Annotated in this window: 18 protein-coding genes; 10 read left to right on the top strand and 8 right to left on the bottom strand. The window is 62.4% G+C overall.

What is annotated here, in order from left to right; genetic code table 11:
* Positions 1-66: 66 nt before the first annotated feature.
* The gene (locus J2R99_RS05475; protein WP_307153452.1) at positions 67-927 is read right to left on the bottom strand and encodes an SDR family oxidoreductase; all 861 of its coding nucleotides are present in this window, start codon (positions 925-927) and stop codon (positions 67-69) included.
* Positions 928-1,025: 98 nt separating this feature from the next.
* Positions 1,026-1,925: a LysR family transcriptional regulator gene (locus tag J2R99_RS05480; RefSeq protein ID WP_307153453.1), complete on the bottom strand. Its 900-nt coding sequence runs from the start codon at positions 1,923-1,925 to the stop codon at positions 1,026-1,028.
* 101 nt (positions 1,926-2,026) lie between these two features.
* Between J2R99_RS05480 and J2R99_RS05485 the strand changes: the two genes are divergently transcribed.
* Together J2R99_RS05485 and J2R99_RS05490 are read left to right on the top strand one after the other, a co-directional pair.
* Positions 2,027-2,713, top strand: a complete 687-nt coding sequence (locus J2R99_RS05485; RefSeq protein WP_307153454.1) for a L,D-transpeptidase — start codon at positions 2,027-2,029, stop codon at positions 2,711-2,713.
* Positions 2,714-2,790: 77 nt separating this feature from the next.
* Positions 2,791-3,414 carry a LysE family translocator gene (locus J2R99_RS05490; RefSeq protein ID WP_307153455.1) on the top strand — a complete coding sequence of 208 codons (624 nt, stop codon included), beginning with the start codon at positions 2,791-2,793 and terminating at the stop codon, positions 3,412-3,414.
* Between the two features lie 14 nt (positions 3,415-3,428).
* Here J2R99_RS05490 and lepA read toward each other — a convergent pair whose 3' ends face one another.
* The gene (lepA, locus tag J2R99_RS05495; protein ID WP_307154151.1) at positions 3,429-5,249 is read right to left on the bottom strand and encodes a translation elongation factor 4; all 1,821 of its coding nucleotides are present in this window, start codon (positions 5,247-5,249) and stop codon (positions 3,429-3,431) included.
* Positions 5,250-5,399: 150 nt separating this feature from the next.
* On the opposite strand from lepA, the gene J2R99_RS05500 reads away from it, so the two are divergent.
* From J2R99_RS05500 to J2R99_RS05510, 3 genes are read left to right on the top strand one after another with little or no spacing between them, the layout of a single operon-like run.
* Entirely contained in the window at positions 5,400-6,674 is a 1,275-nt protein-coding gene (locus J2R99_RS05500; RefSeq protein WP_307153456.1) for a glycosyltransferase family 87 protein, read from the top strand.
* A complete protein-coding gene (locus J2R99_RS05505; RefSeq protein WP_307153457.1) occupies positions 6,665-7,957 on the top strand; it encodes a glycosyltransferase family 87 protein in 1,293 nt (430 codons plus the stop codon). Before J2R99_RS05500 ends, J2R99_RS05505 begins: the two co-directional genes overlap by 10 nt.
* Positions 7,958-7,964: 7 nt before the next feature.
* Positions 7,965-9,200, top strand: coding sequence for a glycosyltransferase family 87 protein (locus J2R99_RS05510; protein ID WP_307153458.1), 1,236 nt, complete (start codon positions 7,965-7,967; stop codon positions 9,198-9,200).
* A gap of 121 nt (positions 9,201-9,321) precedes the next feature.
* Here J2R99_RS05510 and J2R99_RS05515 read toward each other — a convergent pair whose 3' ends face one another.
* Both J2R99_RS05515 and J2R99_RS05520 read right to left on the bottom strand, forming a co-directional pair.
* On the bottom strand, positions 9,322-10,008 hold the full coding sequence (locus J2R99_RS05515; RefSeq protein WP_307153459.1) for an OmpW/AlkL family protein: 687 nt from the start codon (positions 10,006-10,008) through the stop codon (positions 9,322-9,324).
* A 164-nt stretch (positions 10,009-10,172) separates the two neighbouring features.
* Positions 10,173-10,325, bottom strand: a complete 153-nt coding sequence (locus J2R99_RS05520; protein WP_307154152.1) for a YqaE/Pmp3 family membrane protein — start codon at positions 10,323-10,325, stop codon at positions 10,173-10,175.
* A 210-nt stretch (positions 10,326-10,535) separates the two neighbouring features.
* On the opposite strand from J2R99_RS05520, the gene J2R99_RS05525 reads away from it, so the two are divergent.
* Positions 10,536-11,876 carry a deoxyribodipyrimidine photo-lyase gene (locus J2R99_RS05525; RefSeq protein WP_307153460.1) on the top strand — a complete coding sequence of 447 codons (1,341 nt, stop codon included), beginning with the start codon at positions 10,536-10,538 and terminating at the stop codon, positions 11,874-11,876.
* Positions 11,877-11,969: 93 nt separating this feature from the next.
* Positions 11,970-12,470, top strand: coding sequence for an MmcB family DNA repair protein (locus tag J2R99_RS05530; RefSeq protein ID WP_307153461.1), 501 nt, complete (start codon positions 11,970-11,972; stop codon positions 12,468-12,470).
* A gap of 60 nt (positions 12,471-12,530) precedes the next feature.
* Here J2R99_RS05530 and J2R99_RS05535 read toward each other — a convergent pair whose 3' ends face one another.
* Entirely contained in the window at positions 12,531-13,088 is a 558-nt protein-coding gene (locus J2R99_RS05535) for an ActR/PrrA/RegA family redox response regulator transcription factor (RefSeq protein ID WP_234629890.1), read from the bottom strand.
* Positions 13,089-13,176: 88 nt separating this feature from the next.
* Entirely contained in the window at positions 13,177-14,496 is a 1,320-nt protein-coding gene (locus tag J2R99_RS05540) for an ActS/PrrB/RegB family redox-sensitive histidine kinase (protein WP_307154153.1), read from the bottom strand.
* A gap of 372 nt (positions 14,497-14,868) precedes the next feature.
* On the opposite strand from J2R99_RS05540, the gene dapB reads away from it, so the two are divergent.
* From dapB to J2R99_RS05555, 3 genes are read left to right on the top strand one after another with little or no spacing between them, the layout of a single operon-like run.
* On the top strand, positions 14,869-15,669 hold the full coding sequence (gene dapB, locus J2R99_RS05545; protein WP_307154154.1) for a 4-hydroxy-tetrahydrodipicolinate reductase: 801 nt from the start codon (positions 14,869-14,871) through the stop codon (positions 15,667-15,669).
* Between the two features lie 28 nt (positions 15,670-15,697).
* Entirely contained in the window at positions 15,698-16,330 is a 633-nt protein-coding gene (locus tag J2R99_RS05550) for a 2,3-bisphosphoglycerate-dependent phosphoglycerate mutase (RefSeq protein WP_307153462.1), read from the top strand.
* Positions 16,327-16,926 (top strand): hemerythrin domain-containing protein, encoded by a 600-nt coding sequence (locus J2R99_RS05555; RefSeq protein ID WP_307153463.1) that lies wholly within the window; start codon positions 16,327-16,329, stop codon positions 16,924-16,926. The genes J2R99_RS05550 and J2R99_RS05555 overlap by 4 nt, the downstream gene beginning before the upstream one ends.
* Positions 16,927-17,409: 483 nt before the next feature.
* Here the strand turns inward: J2R99_RS05555 and J2R99_RS05560 are convergent, their stop codons facing one another.
* Positions 17,410-18,279: an aldo/keto reductase family oxidoreductase gene (locus J2R99_RS05560; RefSeq protein WP_307153464.1), complete on the bottom strand. Its 870-nt coding sequence runs from the start codon at positions 18,277-18,279 to the stop codon at positions 17,410-17,412.
* Positions 18,280-18,361 lie beyond the last annotated feature (82 nt).

The following is an 18,361-nucleotide window of genomic DNA, read 5'->3' on the forward strand; positions in this document are numbered from 1 at the left end:
ACACATCCATCGAGAACGACAAAGGGCCCCGCCGCGGCGGGGCCCTTTTTTGTCGTCAACTACGCTTCAGCCGCCGATGACCGCGCCGCCGTTCGGGTGCAGCACCTGGCCGGTCATGTAGGAGGAATCGGCGCAGGCGAGGAAGAGCACGGCTGGGGCCACCTCGTTCGGCTGTCCGGCGCGACCCATCGGCTGGTTGGCCCCGAAATTCGCCACCTTGTCGGGCGGAAAGCTCGCCGGGATGAGCGGCGTCCAGATCGGGCCCGGAGCCACGCCGTTCACACGGATGCCCTTGTCGGCAAGATTCTTCGACAAGGAGCGGGTGAGCGCCAGGATGGCCCCCTTCGTCGAGGCATAATCCATCAAAACCGGTTGGCCGCGATAGGCGGTGATCGACGTCAGATTGACGATCGCATCACCCGTCTTCAGATGCGGCAGGGCCGCCTGCGTCATGAAAAAGATGCCGAAAATATTGGTGCGGAAGGTGCGCGTCAGCTGCGCTTCGGAGATCTCTTCAAGCTCCTCGGCCACATGCTGCTCGCCAGCGTCATTGACGAGAATGTCGAGCCCGCCGAAGCGGGACACCGTCTTCGCGACAACCTCCTCGCAGAAGCTCTTGTCACCGATATCGCCACGGAAGGCGATCGCCTCGCTGCCCTCCTCTTCGATCATTTGGCACGTCTTTTCCGCATCTTCGTCTTCGTCGAGGTAAAGGAACGCGATTTTGGCACCCTCGCGCGCAAAGAGGATTGAGGTTGCACGTCCAATGCCCGAATCGCCACCGGTGATGAGCGCGACCTTGTCCTTGAGCCGTCCGGAGCCCGGATAACGCGGCATGTAATCCGGCTCGGGCGTCATCTTGTGCTCATCGCCCGGCTGATGTTCCTGTGCCTGCGGCGGACGCTCAGTGTCGTGCCTGTCGTTCATGACTTTCTCCCTCTTTCTCGAGGGGAAGCGAAGCGGGCGAGTGCGGTTCCGGTTTGGAGAGGTGGAAGACCTAAGTCGGCTAGAGACTGCTGGAGGCTTCAATCGATCCCTTCCGTTGCAAGCAGCCGCGGAACGAGATAGTCGATCACCGCCCGAACCAGGGGCCGCATGAAGCGCGAGGATGGGTAGGTCAGAAACAGTTCGGTCGGCCTCACCACATAGTCCGGCAAGATGCGTAGGAGGCGGCCCGCCTCCAAATCGTCCCGTACGAGGATTGTCTGAACCGGCCCCGGCGCGCGTCCAGCGAGAAGGCTGGCGCGGACCACCTGCGCATTGTTCGTGCGCAGGCACGAGCGCACCGGCAGATCCACCGCTTCGCTGCCGCGGAGAAGCGCGAGACTGTGCTGCTGCGACAGGACGGCGAGCGTCGTGACGAGCTCGCGCTCGGACAATTTCTCCAGCGTCTCAATCGGGCCGCACCGTTCCAGGTAGTGGGGGGCGGCCACGAGAATTCGAGAGATCGAGCCGACCCGGCGGGCGATGGTGTCCTGGCTCGCAGGTCTGCCGTAACAGAGAGCCAGATCGAAATTCTCGTAGACGAGATCGACCTGGCGCTCATCGAGGATCAGATCGACGGCGACGCCCGGATGCTCCTCCTGGAACGCCATCAGGATCGGGCAGAGATTCTGACTGCCGATGCAGGAGGGGGCGAAGATGCGCACGGCCCCCTCGATGCGCCCCGTATCGCTCTTCACGTCCTCCATCGCCGCCTCGAGCGCGGCAAAGGCGCCGCGGCTGGCCTCGTAGAGCCTGAGGCCTGAGGCCGTCGGGCGGATCGCGCGCGAGGTGCGCTCCAAGAGCCGCGCGTTGAGGGCGTGCTCCAGGTTGCGCAGATGCTTGGTCACCGCCGGCTGCGAGATGGCAAGGTCCCGGGCGGCGCCGGTCATCGATCCCCGCTCCACGGTGCGCACAAAGGCGCGTAGGGCCCTGAAATCCATTTCACCCGCTCCGGTTATGGCTGTTATTACCCCATAACCAATCGACAGGCATTCCGCCAGATCGTACCTGCAGCCGCCAATGCCAGCGATCGGATGCCCTGATGCAGATGAATAGAAGAAGCCTGATCATCGCGGCGGCCGCCATGCTGGGCGGCTGCGTGAGCGGTCGATCGGTCACGCCGCTCAGCTCGGACGGGGGCGCGGGCGCGGCGGGCAGCGCCTATCATCTGTCCATGTATGAGGCGGTCGAAACGGAGCCGTTCGACGTGCCGGCGATCGATCTTTCCCGGATCGAGCCGCAGTTCCTGAGGCAGGAGGTGGAATATCGGACGAGCGAGCCGGTAGGCACGATCGTGGTCGATCCCGCCCGCCGCTTTCTCTACCTCGTTCAGGAGGATGGGCGGGCGCTGCGCTACGGTGTAGGCGTCGGCAAGGTCGAGGCCTTCAACTTCAGCGGAGAAGGCACGATCCGCCGCAAGGCCCGATGGCCGCACTGGACGCCGACGGTCGACATGATCGCGCGCGAGCCCCAGCGATACGGCCCTCTCAGGGCCGGGCTGCCGGGCGGAAACGGAAATCCGCTCGGGCCGCGTGCCCTCTACATCTACAGGGACGGCGAGGATACCCTGTACAGACTGCACGGCACCGTCGAGCCGTGGACGATCGGACGGAAGGTCTCGTCCGGCTGCATCCGTCTTCTCAACCAGGACATCATCGACCTTTACCGGCGCGTTCCCATCGGCAGCCGGATCGTCGTTCTTGCTGGCGAGGGATCAGACTCCGCCTGAAGACCGGCGCAGTGGCTCGCCTGGGACGCAGGCTTCGGCTAACCTCACAAGCTCTGTCGCAAAGGTATTGAGACCAGATGCTGCTTGATCCCCTGACCCTCACGCTTTTTGCAGGTGCGCTTTTCATCAATGCGGGCACGCCGGGGCCGAGCGTCACGGCCCTCGTTTCGCGTGTTCTGACCCGGGGTTGGCGCGACGTCCTGCCTTTTGCGGCAGCGATGTGGATCGGAGAGGTTCTGTGGCTGGCCGCGGCCGTCTTCGGCCTCGCCACACTCGCACAGAGCTTCTTCTGGGCCTTCGCCGTCGTGAAATTCGCGGGCGCCGCCTATCTCATCTATCTCGCATTCAAGATGTGGAATGCACCAGCAAGGGTGGAAACGGAGGATGGGACGCCGTCGCCGCGCGGTTCGGCTCTCAAAATATTCCTTGCCGGTTTCGCGGTGACGATGGGCAATCCGAAGATCATGGTCTTCTATCTCGCCCTCTTGCCCAACCTTCTCGATCTCGAAAGTCTCAGCCTCGCCGGTTGGGGTGAGCTGTCGCTCACCCTTCTCCTCGTGCTTGCTGCGATCGACCTCAGCTACATCGCCCTTGCCGGCCAGGTGCGGCGTTTCCTGCAGAAGCCTGCCGCCCGCCGCGTCGTCAACCGGATCAGCGCCCTCTTCCTCGGCGGGGCGGCCGCGGCGATCGCGACCAGATAGAGCGTGCTGTCAGCCTATTCGTCGCCCATCTTCAAGGCGGCGATGAAGGCCTCCTGCGGGATCTCCACCTTGCCGAACTGGCGCATCTTCTTCTTGCCCTCTTTCTGCTTGTCCAAAAGCTTGCGCTTTCTCGTCGCGTCGCCGCCATAGCATTTGGCGGTCACGTCCTTCCTAAGGGCTGCGATCGTCTCGCGGGCAATGACCTTGCCGCCGACGGCAGCCTGGACCGGGATCTTGAAGAGGTGGCGGGGGATCAGATCCTTCAGTTTTTCGCACAGCGCCCGCCCGCGTCGATCGGCCTGGCTGCGATGGACGAGCATGGAGAGCGCGTCGACCGGCTCGGCGTTGACGAGGATCTGCATCTTCACCAGATCGCCCGTCTCGTAGCCGGTGATGTGGTAGTCGAAGCTCGCATAGCCCTTGGAGATCGATTTCAGCCGGTCGTAGAAATCGAAGACGACCTCGTTCAAAGGTAGATCGTATTCCAGCATGGCGCGCTGGCCGACATAGGTGAGCCCCTGCTGGATGCCGCGGCGGTCCTGGCAGAGTTTCAACACCCCGCCCAGATATTCGTCCGGCGTCAGGATGGTGGCGCGGATCCAAGGTTCCTTGATTTCCTCGATCCTGACCGGATCGGGCATATCGGCCGGGTTGTGGAGCTCGATCTCTTCGCCGTCCGTCAGGCGGATCTGGTAGACGACCGAAGGCGCCGTCGCGATCAGATCGAGATCGAATTCGCGCGCCAGCCGCTCCTGAATTATCTCCAGGTGCAGAAGCCCCAGAAAGCCGCAGCGGAAGCCGAAGCCGAGCGCGGCCGAGGTTTCCATCTCATAGGAAAACGACGCGTCGTTGAGGCGGAGCTTGCCCATCGCCGCGCGCAGATCCTCAAAATCGTTGGCGTCGACCGGGAAGAGGCCGCAGAAGACGACGGGTACGGCCGGCCGGAAGCCCGGCAGCGCCTTCTCCGTCGGCCGCTTGTCCTCGGTGATCGTATCGCCGACGCGGGTGTCGGCCACGTCCTTGATGGAGGCCGTCAGAAAGCCGATCTCGCCCGGCGGCAATTCTTCGGTCTCCACCATCTTCGGCGTGAACATGCCGACCTGGTTGACCTCGTAGCGCGCGCCGGTGCCCATCATGCGCACCGTCTGGCCCTTCTTCAGCGTGCCGTCGATGACGCGCACGAGGACGACGACGCCGAGATAGGGATCATACCAGGAATCGACGAGGAGCGCCTTCAAGGGCGCATCGAGCAGGCCTTTCGGCGCCGGCAGGCGATGCACGATCGCCTCCAGCACGTCCTCGATGCCGAGCCCGGTCTTGGCCGAGATCATCACAGCATCTGACGCATCGAGGCCGATCACGTCCTCGATCTGCTGCTTGATACGCTCCGGCTCGGCCGCCGGCAGGTCGATCTTGTTCAAGACCGGAACGATCTCGTGATTGACCTCGATCGCCTGATAGACATTGGCGAGCGTTTGCGCCTCCACGCCCTGCGAGGCATCGACCACGAGGAGCGAGCCCTCGCAGGCATAGAGCGAACGGTTCACCTCGTAGGCGAAATCGACATGGCCCGGCGTGTCGATCAGGTTGAGGTGGTATTCCTCGCCGTTCTTCGCCGTGTAGCGCAGATGCACGGTCTGCGCCTTGATGGTGATGCCGCGCTCGCGCTCGATATCCATGGAATCGAGGAGCTGCTCCTTCATCTCGCGCTCCGGTAGGGTGCCGGTCGTCTGAATCAGGCGGTCGGCAAGCGTCGACTTGCCGTGGTCGATATGCGCGACGATCGCAAAATTGCGGATGTGGGAAAGATCAGCCATGGAGCGCGCATGTAGCATGGCCGCAGGCCGGCGCAAGCACGGATGATGCGGCATGCCCCTCCTGCCGCAGAAATTGCGCGGCGCTGACGGCGTCTTTCGTCGCAGGAGGAGTTGAGGGGGCCCCCGTTTAACCGCGGATTTAAGCCTCGCTGCGTAGTCTTTCCAGCGATGCCGCAATTCACCATCCTCAACGACCGCCGCTTCTGGCTCTTCTTCGCCTTTGCGCTGACGCTCGCGGGTTTTCCACGCGGCTATCTTGTCGATTGGCTGAATGAGGCCGGAAGTTACGCCGACAATCTGCATCCCGGCGGCGCTGATTTTCTGAACTTCTGGATCGCATCACTGAAAAGCCTGCATGGCGAGGCCCGCGATCTTTACGATCCGCATCTTTACGCGCAGGCGCTCATCGATCAATTCGGCGACGATTTCGATCGGCGCTGGCTCTATCCGCCTCACTTCCTGTTTTTCATCCTGCCTCTCGGGCTTTTGCCCTATTGGACCGCTTTCGCCTTGTTCATGGTGGGCAGTCTTCTGGTCCTCCTCATCGTCGCCGCGAAGATTTGGGGCGGGCGAGACATCGTCTTCTGGCTCCTCATCGCCCCCTTTACCGTTCTCGCCCTCATTTTCGGGCAGACGACCTTCCTTGTCGGAGCGCTCTTCATCGGTGCGCTTTATTGGCGCGAGGAACGGCCGATCCTGGCCGGCATTTTCCTCGGCCTTTTGACCATCAAGCCGCAATTCGGCGTCTTCTTTCCGCTCCTGCTTCTGCTGGAGCGACGCTTCCTTGTCATCGCCGTTGCGTCCGCGACCGCCGCAACCCTGATCGGCGCTTCCGTCGCCGTTTTCGGGCTTGAGGCGTGGAGAGGGTTCTTCGGCCATCTTTCCGGCCCGCAGGGTGACATGCTGCGCGCTTCCGCCAGCAATTTCCTCTCGCTGCAGCTCACGCCTTACGGTGCCGGCCGCCTCTTCGGCGCCGATATGAAGACGGCAGGTCTCGTTCAGGCCGGAGCGGCCGTCATCGCGGCCGTCGCCCTCGTCCGTGTCGTGCTATGGCAGGCGGAGCGAGACACGAAAGATATGATGCTCGTCGCCACCACCTATCTCGCGACACCCTATATCCTCGGCTACGATCTCGCGGCTCCAACCTTTGCAGCAATCTGGCTCTATCTCGGCCATGGCCGTGAGAAGGCGCCGGGCTTTGCCCTGTCACTGCTTCTCGTGCTCGTGGCGACCCTGTCCTTCGTCAACGGCCTGACCGTCGCGATGGGTTTCAGCGCCGGACCCTTCGTATTCGCGGCGCTTGCCACGGCGCTCGTTTTGCGTGCCCGTCAGGAAAATGCGAATGCCGCAGAACGTGAGTGCGATCGTGGCCCGGCTGGAGTGACGGCACGAGGCGGGGGCCAGAGCATCCTTGCACGGGGAGCTGCTGCGCCATGGCGTTGAAACATGCGCAGGCGAGCCCTCAGACTGTCAGGCCGGAGATGGCGGGCATGCAATTCACCATCCTGAACGATCGCCGCTTCTGGCTGCTCTTTGCTTTTGGGACCACGCTGCTCGGCTTTCCCTATGGCATCCTGACCGACTGGATCACACGCAGCGGCGACGTCTATTCGACGAACCATCCGGGCGGCGGCGATTTCGTCGTCTTCTACGTCGCCTCAGAGCTGATCCTGCAGGGGCATATTCGCGACCTCTACGACCCAGCCACTTTCTCGCAGACGATCATCGATCGTTACGGCAGCGACTATGAGATGCGCTGGCTCTACCCGCCACATTTTCTGTTCTTCATCGCGCCGATCGCCAAGCTACCCTATCTCGCGGCATGGGCGGGCTTCATGGCGGCGAGTTTCGCTTTTCTGGCCGCCATCGGTCGCATCGTCTGGGGGAAGCGCGACATCGTCTTCTGGCTGCTCGTTGCGCCCTCGACATTCCTCGGGGTCCTGCTCGGCCAGATGTGTTTTCTCGTCGGCGGCCTTCTGATCGGCTCCATTTTTCTCTGGGATCGGAAGCCCATCCTCGCCGGCATTCTCCTCGGGCTTCTCACCATCAAGCCGCAATACGGCGTCCTGATCCCGCTTGTTCTCCTTTTGGAAGGGCGGTGGCGCGTGATCTTCGTCGCGTCCGTGACAGCCCTCGTCATGATCGGCGTCTCCGTCCTCGTCTTCGGCACCGCCCCCTGGCAGGCCTTCCTCTTCGGCATGGATGGGGCCAATTCCGATATCCTGACGACGGCGAGCAAAAAATTCCTCGGACTGCAAATGAGCGTCTTCGGTTCGGCGCGGCTCCTCGGTGCCGATCTTGCAACGGCAGCTTGGCTTCAAGGGTTGAGCGCGCTTTTTGCCGTCGTCGCGCTCGTCGCGACGACGCTGTCTGGCGCGCAACGTGACACGAAGATCGCCATGCTCGTCACCGCAACCTATCTCGTCTCGCCCTATGTGCTCTTCTACGATCTCGTCGCCTCGACCTTCGTGGCGCTATGGCTTTATTTCGGCAAAGAACGGGAGGAGCCGCCCAACGTCCTGTTCTCCATGCTCCTCATCTTCGTCGCCTGCCTCTCCTTCGTGAACGGCGCCACCGTGGCGATCGGCTTCGGCAGCGGACCGATTGCCTTCCTCGCTTTGGCGATCGCACTTCTCCTTCGCGCGCGGGCGGAAACCGGGCGCAACGGCCAGCCCCTTCAGGCATCTCCCATCGAAGGCACATGCCGTGAAGTGAACGCCGCATGAGGCAGAGATGAACGCCGCAGCGCCGGGCGAGCCGTCACGAGCGGGGAATGCAGCGTTCCGCTTCACGCTCCTCAACGATCGACGTTTCTGGCTTGCTTTCGCTTTCTTTGTGACGCTTCTCGGCTTTCCCCGAGGCATGCTAACGGAGTGGATGACCCGCACCGGCGAGGTCTATTCCACCGCACATCCAGGCGGCGGCGATTTCATCGTCTTCTGGATCGCCTCACGCATGCTTCTCGAAGGCCATCTCTCCGGTCTTTTCGATCCAAGTCAGTTTTCACATTACATCATCGACCTCTACGGGTCGGATTTCGGGGTGCGCTGGCTTTACCCGCCGCATTTTCTCTTTGTTCTTGCCCCGCTCAGCCTCTTTCCCTACCTGGTCGCCTACGGTCTCTTCATGGGGGCCAGCCTCGCAGCCTTTCTTTTCGCAGCAGCACGCATCTGGGGCGACAAGAGCATCGTCGTCTGGCTTCTCATCGCGCCGGTCACGGCGCTCGGAATCCTCATCGGCCAGACCTGTTTCATCGTCGGTGGGCTTTTTATCGGCGCCATCTATCTGTGGGACGAGAAACCGATCATTGCCGGCATTCTTCTCGGCCTTTTGACCGTCAAGCCGCAATTCGGAGTTCTCATCCCGCTGGTGCTGCTCTTGGAGCACCGGTTTCTCGTCATTGCGGTGGCGACGGTCACGGCTGCGAGCCTCATCGGCGCCTCGATCGCGGCCTTCGGCATCGAGCCATGGAGAGCCTTTCTCTTCGGCCTTCAGGATCCAACCGGCGCGGTCTTGCTGAGCGAACGAGACGCCTTTCTGAGCGTGCAGATGAGCGTCTACGGCGCCGCACGCTATCTCGGTCTCGACGTCACGGCGGCGGCGACCTTACAGGCGCTGAGCGCACTTTTTGGGGTGGGCTCCCTCGTCTACGCGACCTTGTCGGGGGCCCGGCGCGAGACCAAAGCGGCAATGCTGGTGACGGCTACCTACCTGACGCTGCCTTACGTGCTCTACTATGACCTTGCTGCGCCGAGCTTCGTCGCGCTCAGCCTCTATTTCGGTGGCGGCGGAGCTCCTCGGCCCGGCATCTCCGCCTCGGCACTCCTGATAGGCGTTTCCTCGATCTCTTTCATCAACGGCGTCGCCACCAGCGTGGGGCACATCAACGTGGCGCCGGTAGCGTTTCTGGCGCTCGCCGTTTTCCTTCTCTTGCGCGTTCGGCGCGAAGCGCTGGCCGTTTCTGGCTGACGCGAGACCTTGCAGCCATGAAACCGAAGCGCATCTTCGCGTGAGCGCGATGGTGGCCCGGGCAAAAGAAAAGCGGCCCTGCAAGCAGGGCCGCTCAAATTGTTCAGCTCAAAAGCGCGGATCAGAACTTGTAGGTGACACCGGCGCCGATCAGCCAGGGATCGAGATCGGCATCGCCGCTCACATAGGTGCCGTCCGCAAGGCTGCCGTCCCAATCGGCCGACAGGAACAGCTTCTTGACATCGAGGTTGATGCCCCAATGCTCGTTGAACATGTAGTCGGCACCGACCTGCAGCGCGAGGCCGAAGCTGTTGTCGATGTCGAAGGCAGCGAGATCGTCGTTCTCGGTGCCGTAGAAGAAGGTGTAGTTCACGCCCGCGCCGACATACGGCTTGAAGGCGCCGAAATTCGTGAAGTGATACTGCAGCGTCAGGGTCGGCGGCAGGATCCACGTGTCCCCCGCGTCGAGACCGCTGATCGGTCCATCGCCCTCAATCTTGGCATAGGTGGTGCCGAGAATGAGTTCGGCCGCGATATTCGGCGTGAAGAAGTAGGTGATGTCGAGTTCGGGCGTGACCGAATTCGAATAGGAAAGATCGGAACCGGGGATCTGGTCGACTGAACCCTTGTCGTTCGGGATCACCGCAAGCGCGCGCAAACGAATCTGCCACGGGCTCCAGGCGACCGGCGCCGGCGCGGCCACGGGCTCGTAGGTTTGGCCTGGCAGATCTGCGGCTCCAGCCACGCCTGCGATGGAGAGGAACGCGGCCGCAAGCGCCGCCCGTCCCAAAGTCGTTGTCCCGCGCATTCTCGTCCCCTGCACTAGAAATCACAGGGCCCTGATATGCGGGGCCGACAACCTCGTCCATTTGACACAGGTCAAAAACGGGTCCTCGGCCGCCAACATGTTAGAATTGTTGCAATTCTAACACAGCAGCGAGGCCGGGCATCCGTCGCCGGCGCACGCCGGCCTTAGCGGCGCAGGATGATCCACACGGCGTGAATGATACCCGGGACATAGCCGAAGAGCGTCAGAAGAATGTTCAACCAAAACTGCAAACCGAGACCGACTTGCAGAAAGACGCCGAGCGGCGGCAGAATGATTGCGAGAAGAATGCGGACGATGTCGCCACTCGTTGCTGTCGAGCGATCGACGGGATGGCCACGGTGGCGATCGGCTTCGTAAGACATGGAACTCTCCTTGTTTCTCTGCCGCCTCAACTCTTGGCCCGGTGAAGTGTTCCGCGTCGTCTCCGACAGATCGCGCCGAGATTGCAACGAAAGCGCGTTGAGTTCGTCATCCCCTGACGAAAGGACGACAGGCCGATAAATCTCATGACTGACAACGATCCCCGCCTCATTCCGCTCAACGGAAAGCCTCCGCAGGACGGGCGCTTCGTTCTCTATTGGATGGACCGGGCGCAGAGAGTGCGCCTCAACCACGCGTTTTCTTTCGCTGCCGAGCAAGCGAATCGACATGAATGCCCGCTCCTCATCGTCCTGCGTTTCGGCGACGAGGCGCCTTCGATCACTCGCCGGCAGGCGAAGTTCATGGCCGAAGGGCTTCAGGATCTCGCCTCAGAGCTTGCCGATATGGAGGCCGGATTTCTGATTTTGGAGATGGCGGACGAGACGACCTTTTGCGACCTTCTCGAACGTGCCGTGCTCGCCGTCACCGATGTCGGCCATCTCCGCCATCACCGTCAGCGCCGCACGTGGCTCGGCGACCACGCACGATGTCAGGCGATTGCCGTCGAAACCGATCTCGTCGTGCCGGTCAATGCGGCATCCGACAAGGCCGAGTATGCGGCCCGCACCATCCGCCCCAAGATCAACCGGCAGCTCGAGCGCTTTCTCACCGATCACAAAGATGTTCGGCCTCAGAAGCGTTTTTCCGGCATCACACTCCCGGCGGGCCTCGACGCTCAGGATTGGGAAAAGCTCGCAGCGGTTTGCGGGAATTGTGGCCCGGCGCCGGTCGATTGGATCGCTGGCGGTCACGCGCGCGCGAAACAGCACCTTGCGAGTTTTCTCGCCAACGATCTTCCCCGCTATGATGGCGAACGCAGCGATCCCACCAAGCGTCGTGTCTCGCACCTGTCGCCCTATCTGCGCTTCGGCCAGATCTCGCCCATCGAGATCGCGCTCAAGGCGCGTGCCGCGAAGGCGGAGGCTGCCGGGTTTCTCGAAGAGCTCATCGTACGGCGAGAGCTCGCCGCCAATTGGTGCCATTACCGCGACAATTACGATCGCTACGAAGCCCTCCCCGATTGGGCGCGCGCGACGCTTCAGCGGCATTCCGACGACAAACGCGATCCGGGTTATACGGCCGCAGAGATCGAAGCGGGCGACACCTCAGACGAGGCCTTCAATGCCGCGATGCGCGAGATGAAGGCGACCGGCTATCTCCACAACCATCTCAGAATGTACTGGGCGAAGCAGATCCTGCGCTGGGCCTCCAGCCCGCAATATGCGCTTGAAACCATCATTGCCCTGAACAATCGGTATTTTCTCGACGGCGGCGATCCGAACTCCTTCGCCAACAATCTTTGGACATTCGGCCTGCACGACCGGCCCTTCCAGGAAAACGCCGTCTACGGAACCGTGCGTCCGATGACGCAAAGCGGGCTCCGTCGCAAATTCGATGTCGATGCCTATGTGAAGACCGCGCCCTGAGGTCGGGCCGGCCTCCGCTCGATTGTGCGCCTTGCTTGGCGCTTTTGTTCGTCTTTTGTTTGCAGGCGTGGCGACACTTGCTATCCTTGCCCCATGCCACGCATCGCCCTTCGCACCGTTCTCGTCGACACCGACAGGCAGCCCGCCCTCATCGACGGTCGGCAGTCGGCGGCGGCGCTTGCCATCCGCCGCGGCACGTGCCGCAGGCTGCGGGCCGAAGGCTATGCGCTTTTGCCGGAAGTCTCACTTTCGAGCGGACGTCGTGCCGATCTCGTGGCGCTTGGCGGCAAGGGCGAGATCGTCATCGTGGAGATCAAGTCGTCACTCGCCGATTTCATGGCCGACCACAAATGGCGTGACTACTTTGGCTATTGTGACCGGTTCTATTTCGCGACATCCGCGGATGTGCCGCTCGACGTCTTCCCGCAGGACGCCGGCCTCATCCTCGCCGATGCCTTCGGAGCGGAGATTTTGCGCGACAGCGAGGAGACGCGTCTTGCGGGCGCCCGGCGCAAGGAAATGCTGGTGCGGATCGCACGTGCAGGCGCCAATCGCCTGCACGATCTGGAAGATCCCGATGGCACGCGCGAATGATCACGCGTGGTCTTCCGGGTCACATGCGTCCCGAGAGGGCCTCAGCCGGGGACGGGTGGCTCAGCGCGGGGCGCGTTTTGCCAGAATACGCTGCAGAGTGCGGCGGTGCATGTTGAGGCGGCGTGCCGTCTCCGAAACGTTGCGATCACACAGCTCGTAGACGCGCTGGATGTGCTCCCAGCGGACGCGGTCGGCCGACATCGGGTTTTCCGGCGGATCCGCCCGGTCTTCCGGATTGCGGATGAGCGAGGCAAAAATGTCGTCGGCATCGGCCGGCTTCGACAGATAATCGATCGCCCCCATCTTCACGGCTGTCACCGCGGTCGCAATATTGCCGTAGCCGGTCAGGATGACGGCGCGGGCGTCCGGCCGCTTCTCCCGCAAAAGCTCGATCACATCGAGACCGTTGCCGTCTTCCAGACGCATGTCGACAACCGCGAAGGCAGGCGGCTTGCTCGCCACCTGCTGCTTGGCATCACGCACGCAGTCGGCGGTAACGATATCGAAGCCACGCTTTTCCATGGCGCGCGCAAGACGCTGCAAGAAGGCGCGGTCGTCATCCACGATCAGCAGGGAGGAATCGGCAAGGCCGAGTTCCGAAACGGTTTCACTGTTCATCCCAGAAACGCCTGATTTAACTTCGTTGCTCCACTATCTGTGCTAATGCCTCAGCACAGGGTTTGCAAACCCGATCGTCAAATTGATTTTACACCTCATAGTGTAAATCTGACCCGTCATCGCTTGCCAATGCCGGTGATTGGCGCCGCCAGCCGATCGTCACGATCGCGCCCGTCTCCGGGGCCGGACGGTTTTTGAGCGACAGCCTGGCCCCGCTCCGCTCCAGGAGCGTCTTGGCGATAAAGAAACCGAGACCCAGCCCACCCCCGGAATTCTCACGTTCCGTGGGGCTCGTCCTGAAGCGGGTCGAGACGTAGGGCTCTCCGAGACGCTCGATCATTTCCGACGCGAAGCCCGGACCGTCGTCGGAAATGGCGATAAGAACGAAGCGATCGTCCCAGCTCGCGGAGACCCGAACCTCGCTCTTGGCAAAATCGAGAGCATTTTCCAGAATGTTGCCAAGGCCATAGAGAATACCAGGGTTGCGATGGAAGATGGGCTCAGGGCCCTTCCCATCGCTCTCAACGGCCAGCTTGATGCCAAAATCACGATGCGGTGCTGTCGCCTCTTCCAAAAGACGCGGCAAAGCGAGACGCCCGAGATGCTCCTCAGGCTCGGAGGAGAGTGAGGTGAGCTTGGACAGGATCTCGCGACAGCGCGCGGTCTGGGAGGCGAGGAGCTTCAGATCTTCCGAAGAAGGATCTTCGGCATCGACCTCGCTCAGCATTTCCTTGACCACGAGGGTGATCGTGCCGAGCGGCGTGCCAAGCTCATGGGCAGCGGCAGCTGCTAGTCCGTCGAGCGCCGACAGATGCTGCTCGCGCTGCATGACGAGTTCTGTGGCGGCGAGCGCATCAGCAAGCTGGCGCGCTTCCTCGGCGACGCGGAAGGCGAAGAAGCCCATAAAGACGAGCGAGCAGACGACGGCCGCCCACATGCCGGCAACGTAGAGAAGCGGCAGGTTGAGAGGCGCGCCGGACCAAGGCAACGGCTCGTGAAAGAAGACGAGATAGCTCGCGCTGATGAAAGCGAGGCCACCCAGAAACAAGGTCTTGTCCGGGGGCATTGTCGTCGCCGAGACGAGCGCCGGGAAGATGATCAGGAAGGCGAAGGGATTTTCCATGCCTCCCGTCAAGTACAAGAGCCCGGCAAGCTGCACGATGTCATAGGTGAGAAGCACCGTCGCCCAGTTCGGATGCAGGCGCCGCGTTGCGGGAAACGTCAGTCTGAGGCCGATATTGACCCAGGCCGACAACGCGATCAGCGCGAAGCAGGCACCGAAGGGGACCGGAAATCCGAGGACGAAGCCGATCAGCACCACGGCGGCGGTTTGCCCGGCGATGGCAAGCCAACGCAGGCGCGTGAGCGTGCTTAGCCGGAGACGTCGGCTCGAAAAGGCTCGCTCCATCCCGACTTCGCGGGTCAGTTTGCTCGATGGGTCGCTGAAAGGCATGCGTCCTCTTAGCGAAACTGCACACGATTGGAATATGCAGCAGGCTAAATTTCGCCATTTTCGTGCTCTGCGACGGCGTTGCCGCGCCGCAAAGCGTTACTGCCGCGCAAAGACTTCGTTGGAGCGAAAATATCTATCTCGGTTTTCTGCTTATTCGAGCCAACACAGCCATATTCGCCAGCGGGCCGTATTCGCGCAGGCCTCGGATTCTCATAGAGCATGTCACGGCCGAGGCAGCTTTGAGGTCAGGCAGAGCCGGCGAGGATGGCCTTGCGCCCCAGGCATGCTATAGGCGGCGCGACAGAACGGGAGAGGCCAGTGACACAGCTGAGAACCGTCGTTGCGGGTGCCAGCGGGCGCATGGGACGCGCTCTCGTCGCCGCCGTCGCAGCGCATGATGATTTGCGCCTCGTGGGCGCGCTGGAGCGGGAAGGCTCAGAAGCGATCGGCCAGGACGCCGGACTGGTGGCCGGCATCAAGGAGGCGGGCATCGCCATTTCCGACGATCCGCTTTCCGTCCTTGCACAATCTGACGTGCTGATCGATTTCACCGGGCGCTCTGCCAGTCTCGCCTTGAGCGAGCTCGCGGCCCAGGCACGTATCGTCCATGTCATCGGCTCGACAGGGTTCCTGCCGGAAGACGAGCAGACCTTCCGCGCGGCGTCGCGCCATTGCCGCATCGTCAAATCCGGCAATATGAGCCTCGGCGTCAATCTCGTAGCCGGTCTCGTGCGCCGGGCTGCAGCGGCCCTCGGGCCGGAATTCGATATCGAGATCGTCGAAATGCACCATCGCCACAAGGTCGATGCGCCCTCCGGCACGGCGCTCCTCCTCGGCGAGGCAGCGGCGGAGGGGCGCGACGTCGATCTCAACACGGTCGCCGTGCGCGGGCGCGACGGGGAGACCGGTGAGCGGCCTGAAGGCGCCATCGGCTTTGCAAGCCTCAGGGGCGGCTCGGTCGTCGGCGATCACATGGTGGTGCTTGCCGGCGAGGGCGAGCGCATCGAGATCGGCCATCGCGCCGAGACGCGCCTCATCTTCACCCGCGGGGCACTCCGCGCCGCCTTGTGGGCCTTCGACAAGAAACCCGGCCTCTACGACATGGCCGACGTTCTCGGGCTGCACTGAAACCATTTGCCTAATTGAGGGAGACAATATGGATCGCCTTCTCGTTCTCGTCCGCCACGGACAGTCGGAATGGAATCTCAAGAACCTCTTCACCGGCTGGAAAGACCCTGGCCTCACGGAGAAGGGAATCGAAGAAGCCCGCAAGGGCGGCCGGCTTCTCAAAGAAGCGGGTCTCAGCTTCGACCTCACCTATACGAGCGCACTGACGCGCGCCCAGAACACGCTCGATCTCATCCTGGAAGAGCTCGGCATGCCGCTTTCCGGAGACGGCGCCTTGCCGCGGACGCAGGATCAGGCGCTCAACGAGCGCGATTACGGCGATCTCTCCGGCCTGAACAAGGACGATGCGCGAAAGAAATGGGGCGAGGAGCAAGTGCATATCTGGCGCCGCTCCTACGACACGGCCCCTCCGGGAGGTGAAAGCCTGAAGGATACCGGCGCCCGCGTCTGGCCCTATTACATGACCCACATCCTGCCCGACGTGATGAGCGGCAAGCGGGTTCTGGTTTCCGCCCACGGCAATTCGCTGCGGGCGCTCATCATGGTGCTCGACCGACTGACGCCGGACGCCGTCACCAAGCTCGAGCTCGCGACGGGCGTGCCGCTCGTCTACCGCCTGAACGCCGACACCACCGTCGCCGAAAAGGTCATCTTGCAGTGACCGATGCGCCGTCGATCGATCCTGCGCTCAGGCTCGGTTCGCGGGCGCATCTGCCGGACGATCTCCTCGCCCTCCTGCGGAAATATCCGCGGGAGGTCTGGCCGGAGCATGAGAATCTGGGTGAACTCGCAAAGTTCTGGCTCGCCCGCCACGACATGTTCCGCGAGCTCTGTGCCATCCTCGCCAAGTCGTCCGAGGATCTCCAAGAGGGGCGCATCGATCCGGCCGAGTTCCGCGGCTTCTTTGCGCCGCGCATGCGCTTCTTTCTGCACCAGCTGCACGGGCATCACCAAATCGAAGACCACGCCTATTTCCCCGCCTTCATGGAAGCGGAGGCGAGCCTCATCCGCGGCTTCGAAATCCTGGAAAACGACCACGAGATCATTCACCGCGATCTCGTCCGGATGGGCGAGGCGGGCAATGCGCTCGTTGAAAGTCTCAGTCGGGATCGGGACGCGCAGATGCGCAGCGCCGAAACGATGAGCGGTGAACTAACTGGATTTCTAACCGGTCTTCACCGCCATCTCGCCGACGAGGAGGACATCATCGTGCCGCTTATCCTCGATCGGACGGAAGAAAAGCTCGGCGTGAAGTAGACGCGCCTCGCGTCTTCGGACGATCGTCATGGCGATCGAGAGACGCCACGACGGTTCCCGCGCCTTTTGATCCGGCCACTCAGTTGCGGATGCGCTTGATGAGTGACCGAACTAAAAAGAAACGCTGCGGGGCTGGTTGCGAGCCGCGCATGCGGGACCGGCGCCGCGCATGTAATGCTTTTCGGGCCGGTAGGCAGTGGAAAAGAAAGTGCGGGTGCTGTCACCCAGGCGGCGAACCCATTTTCTGAACAGCAGCATGGTCTTAACTCTCCCGTCCGACCGGACCTCAAGCGCGGGCGGAGCCTTTCTGATATGGCTCAAGCGATAGCGCCGAATATCTGAACAGAAGATGACCTGGGGCTTGCGCCCGATGAATTCTTACCAATTCGATTAAACTGTTGTGCCGCGGCAACAGGTAGCAGCGCCGCCAGACGCCGACCGGGCGGCGGATACTGGCGGCGGTCTTGACTATACGGCACGCCTTCAACCCGCCTTGCCGACGTCCTCCAGCTCCTCAAGCACTCCCTGCGGCAAGTGAAGCTCGGCCGCCGCGAGGTTCTCCTCAAGGTGCTTGAGCGAGGAGGTGCCGGGAATGAGAAGGATATTGGGCGAGCGTTGCAGGAGCCAGGCGAGCGCCACCTGCATCGGCGTTGCGCCGAGACGCTCTGCGACCGCGCTCAAGGACGAGGACTGCAGCGGCGTGAAGCCGCCGAGCGGAAAGAACGGCACATAAGGAATGTCGTCTTTCGCCAGTTCGTCGATCAGCTCGTCATCGGAACGGTGAGCGAGATTGTAGAGGTTCTGGACACAGACGATCTCCGCGATCTTGCGGCCCTCCGCGACCTGGGCAGATGTGGCGTTGCTGAGCCCGATGTGATGCACGAGGCCCTCTTCCTGCATCTTTGCAAGAACGCTGAGCTCTGGCTCCACCGAACCCTCGGCCGGGCCTTCGGCGAACATGAGCCGAAGATTGACGACCTCGAGCCGTTCCAACCTCAGATTTTTCAGGTTGTCGTGGACGGCCTGGCGCAGCTCCTCAGGCGAGAAGGCGGGCAGCCAATTGCCCTTGGCGTCGCGGCGGGCACCGATCTTCGTGACGATGACGAGATCGTCCGCATAGGGGTGGAGCGCCTCGCGGATGATGTCGTTGGTGACGTGCGGTCCGTAAAAATCGCTGGTGTCGATGTGGTCGACGCCCGCCTCCACCGCCTGCCGCAGCACTGCGACCGCTGCATCCCGGTCTTTCGGCGGGCCGAAAACTCCGGGGCCCGCGAGCTGCATGGCGCCATATCCGAGACGTTTGACCGTATGGCTGCCGAGCGTGAATGTCCCGGCCTTGTCGATGTTGGGCATGAAACTGGATCCTCTCCGCAAGCGCTTGGCGCGAGACATAGCGCCGTGTGCGACAAAGTGCAGCACGGAAAGAGCGGATCTC

The sequence above is a fragment of the Rhodopseudomonas julia genome (assembly GCF_030813515.1).
Classification (GTDB): Bacteria; Pseudomonadota; Alphaproteobacteria; order Rhizobiales; family Afifellaceae; genus Afifella; species Afifella julia.

Bases quoted from the DNA above. Each gene is read 5' to 3' on its own strand.
- J2R99_RS05475 (WP_307153452.1), bottom strand. From the start codon at position 927: ATGAACGACAGGCACGACACTGAGCGTCCGCCGCAGGCACAGGAACAT.
- J2R99_RS05480 (WP_307153453.1), bottom strand. From the start codon at position 1,925: ATGGATTTCAGGGCCCTACGCGCCTTTGTGCGCACCGTGGAGCGGGGA.
- J2R99_RS05485 (WP_307153454.1), top strand. From the start codon at position 2,027: ATGCAGATGAATAGAAGAAGCCTGATCATCGCGGCGGCCGCCATGCTG.
- J2R99_RS05490 (WP_307153455.1), top strand. From the start codon at position 2,791: ATGCTGCTTGATCCCCTGACCCTCACGCTTTTTGCAGGTGCGCTTTTC.
- lepA (WP_307154151.1), bottom strand. From the start codon at position 5,249: ATGCTACATGCGCGCTCCATGGCTGATCTTTCCCACATCCGCAATTTT.
- J2R99_RS05500 (WP_307153456.1), top strand. From the start codon at position 5,400: ATGCCGCAATTCACCATCCTCAACGACCGCCGCTTCTGGCTCTTCTTC.
- J2R99_RS05505 (WP_307153457.1), top strand. From the start codon at position 6,665: ATGGCGTTGAAACATGCGCAGGCGAGCCCTCAGACTGTCAGGCCGGAG.
- J2R99_RS05510 (WP_307153458.1), top strand. From the start codon at position 7,965: ATGAACGCCGCAGCGCCGGGCGAGCCGTCACGAGCGGGGAATGCAGCG.
- J2R99_RS05515 (WP_307153459.1), bottom strand. From the start codon at position 10,008: ATGCGCGGGACAACGACTTTGGGACGGGCGGCGCTTGCGGCCGCGTTC.
- J2R99_RS05525 (WP_307153460.1), top strand. From the start codon at position 10,536: ATGACTGACAACGATCCCCGCCTCATTCCGCTCAACGGAAAGCCTCCG.
- J2R99_RS05530 (WP_307153461.1), top strand. From the start codon at position 11,970: ATGCCACGCATCGCCCTTCGCACCGTTCTCGTCGACACCGACAGGCAG.
- J2R99_RS05535 (WP_234629890.1), bottom strand. From the start codon at position 13,088: ATGAACAGTGAAACCGTTTCGGAACTCGGCCTTGCCGATTCCTCCCTG.
- J2R99_RS05540 (WP_307154153.1), bottom strand. From the start codon at position 14,496: ATGGAGCGAGCCTTTTCGAGCCGACGTCTCCGGCTAAGCACGCTCACG.
- J2R99_RS05550 (WP_307153462.1), top strand. From the start codon at position 15,698: ATGGATCGCCTTCTCGTTCTCGTCCGCCACGGACAGTCGGAATGGAAT.
- J2R99_RS05560 (WP_307153464.1), bottom strand. From the start codon at position 18,279: ATGCCCAACATCGACAAGGCCGGGACATTCACGCTCGGCAGCCATACG.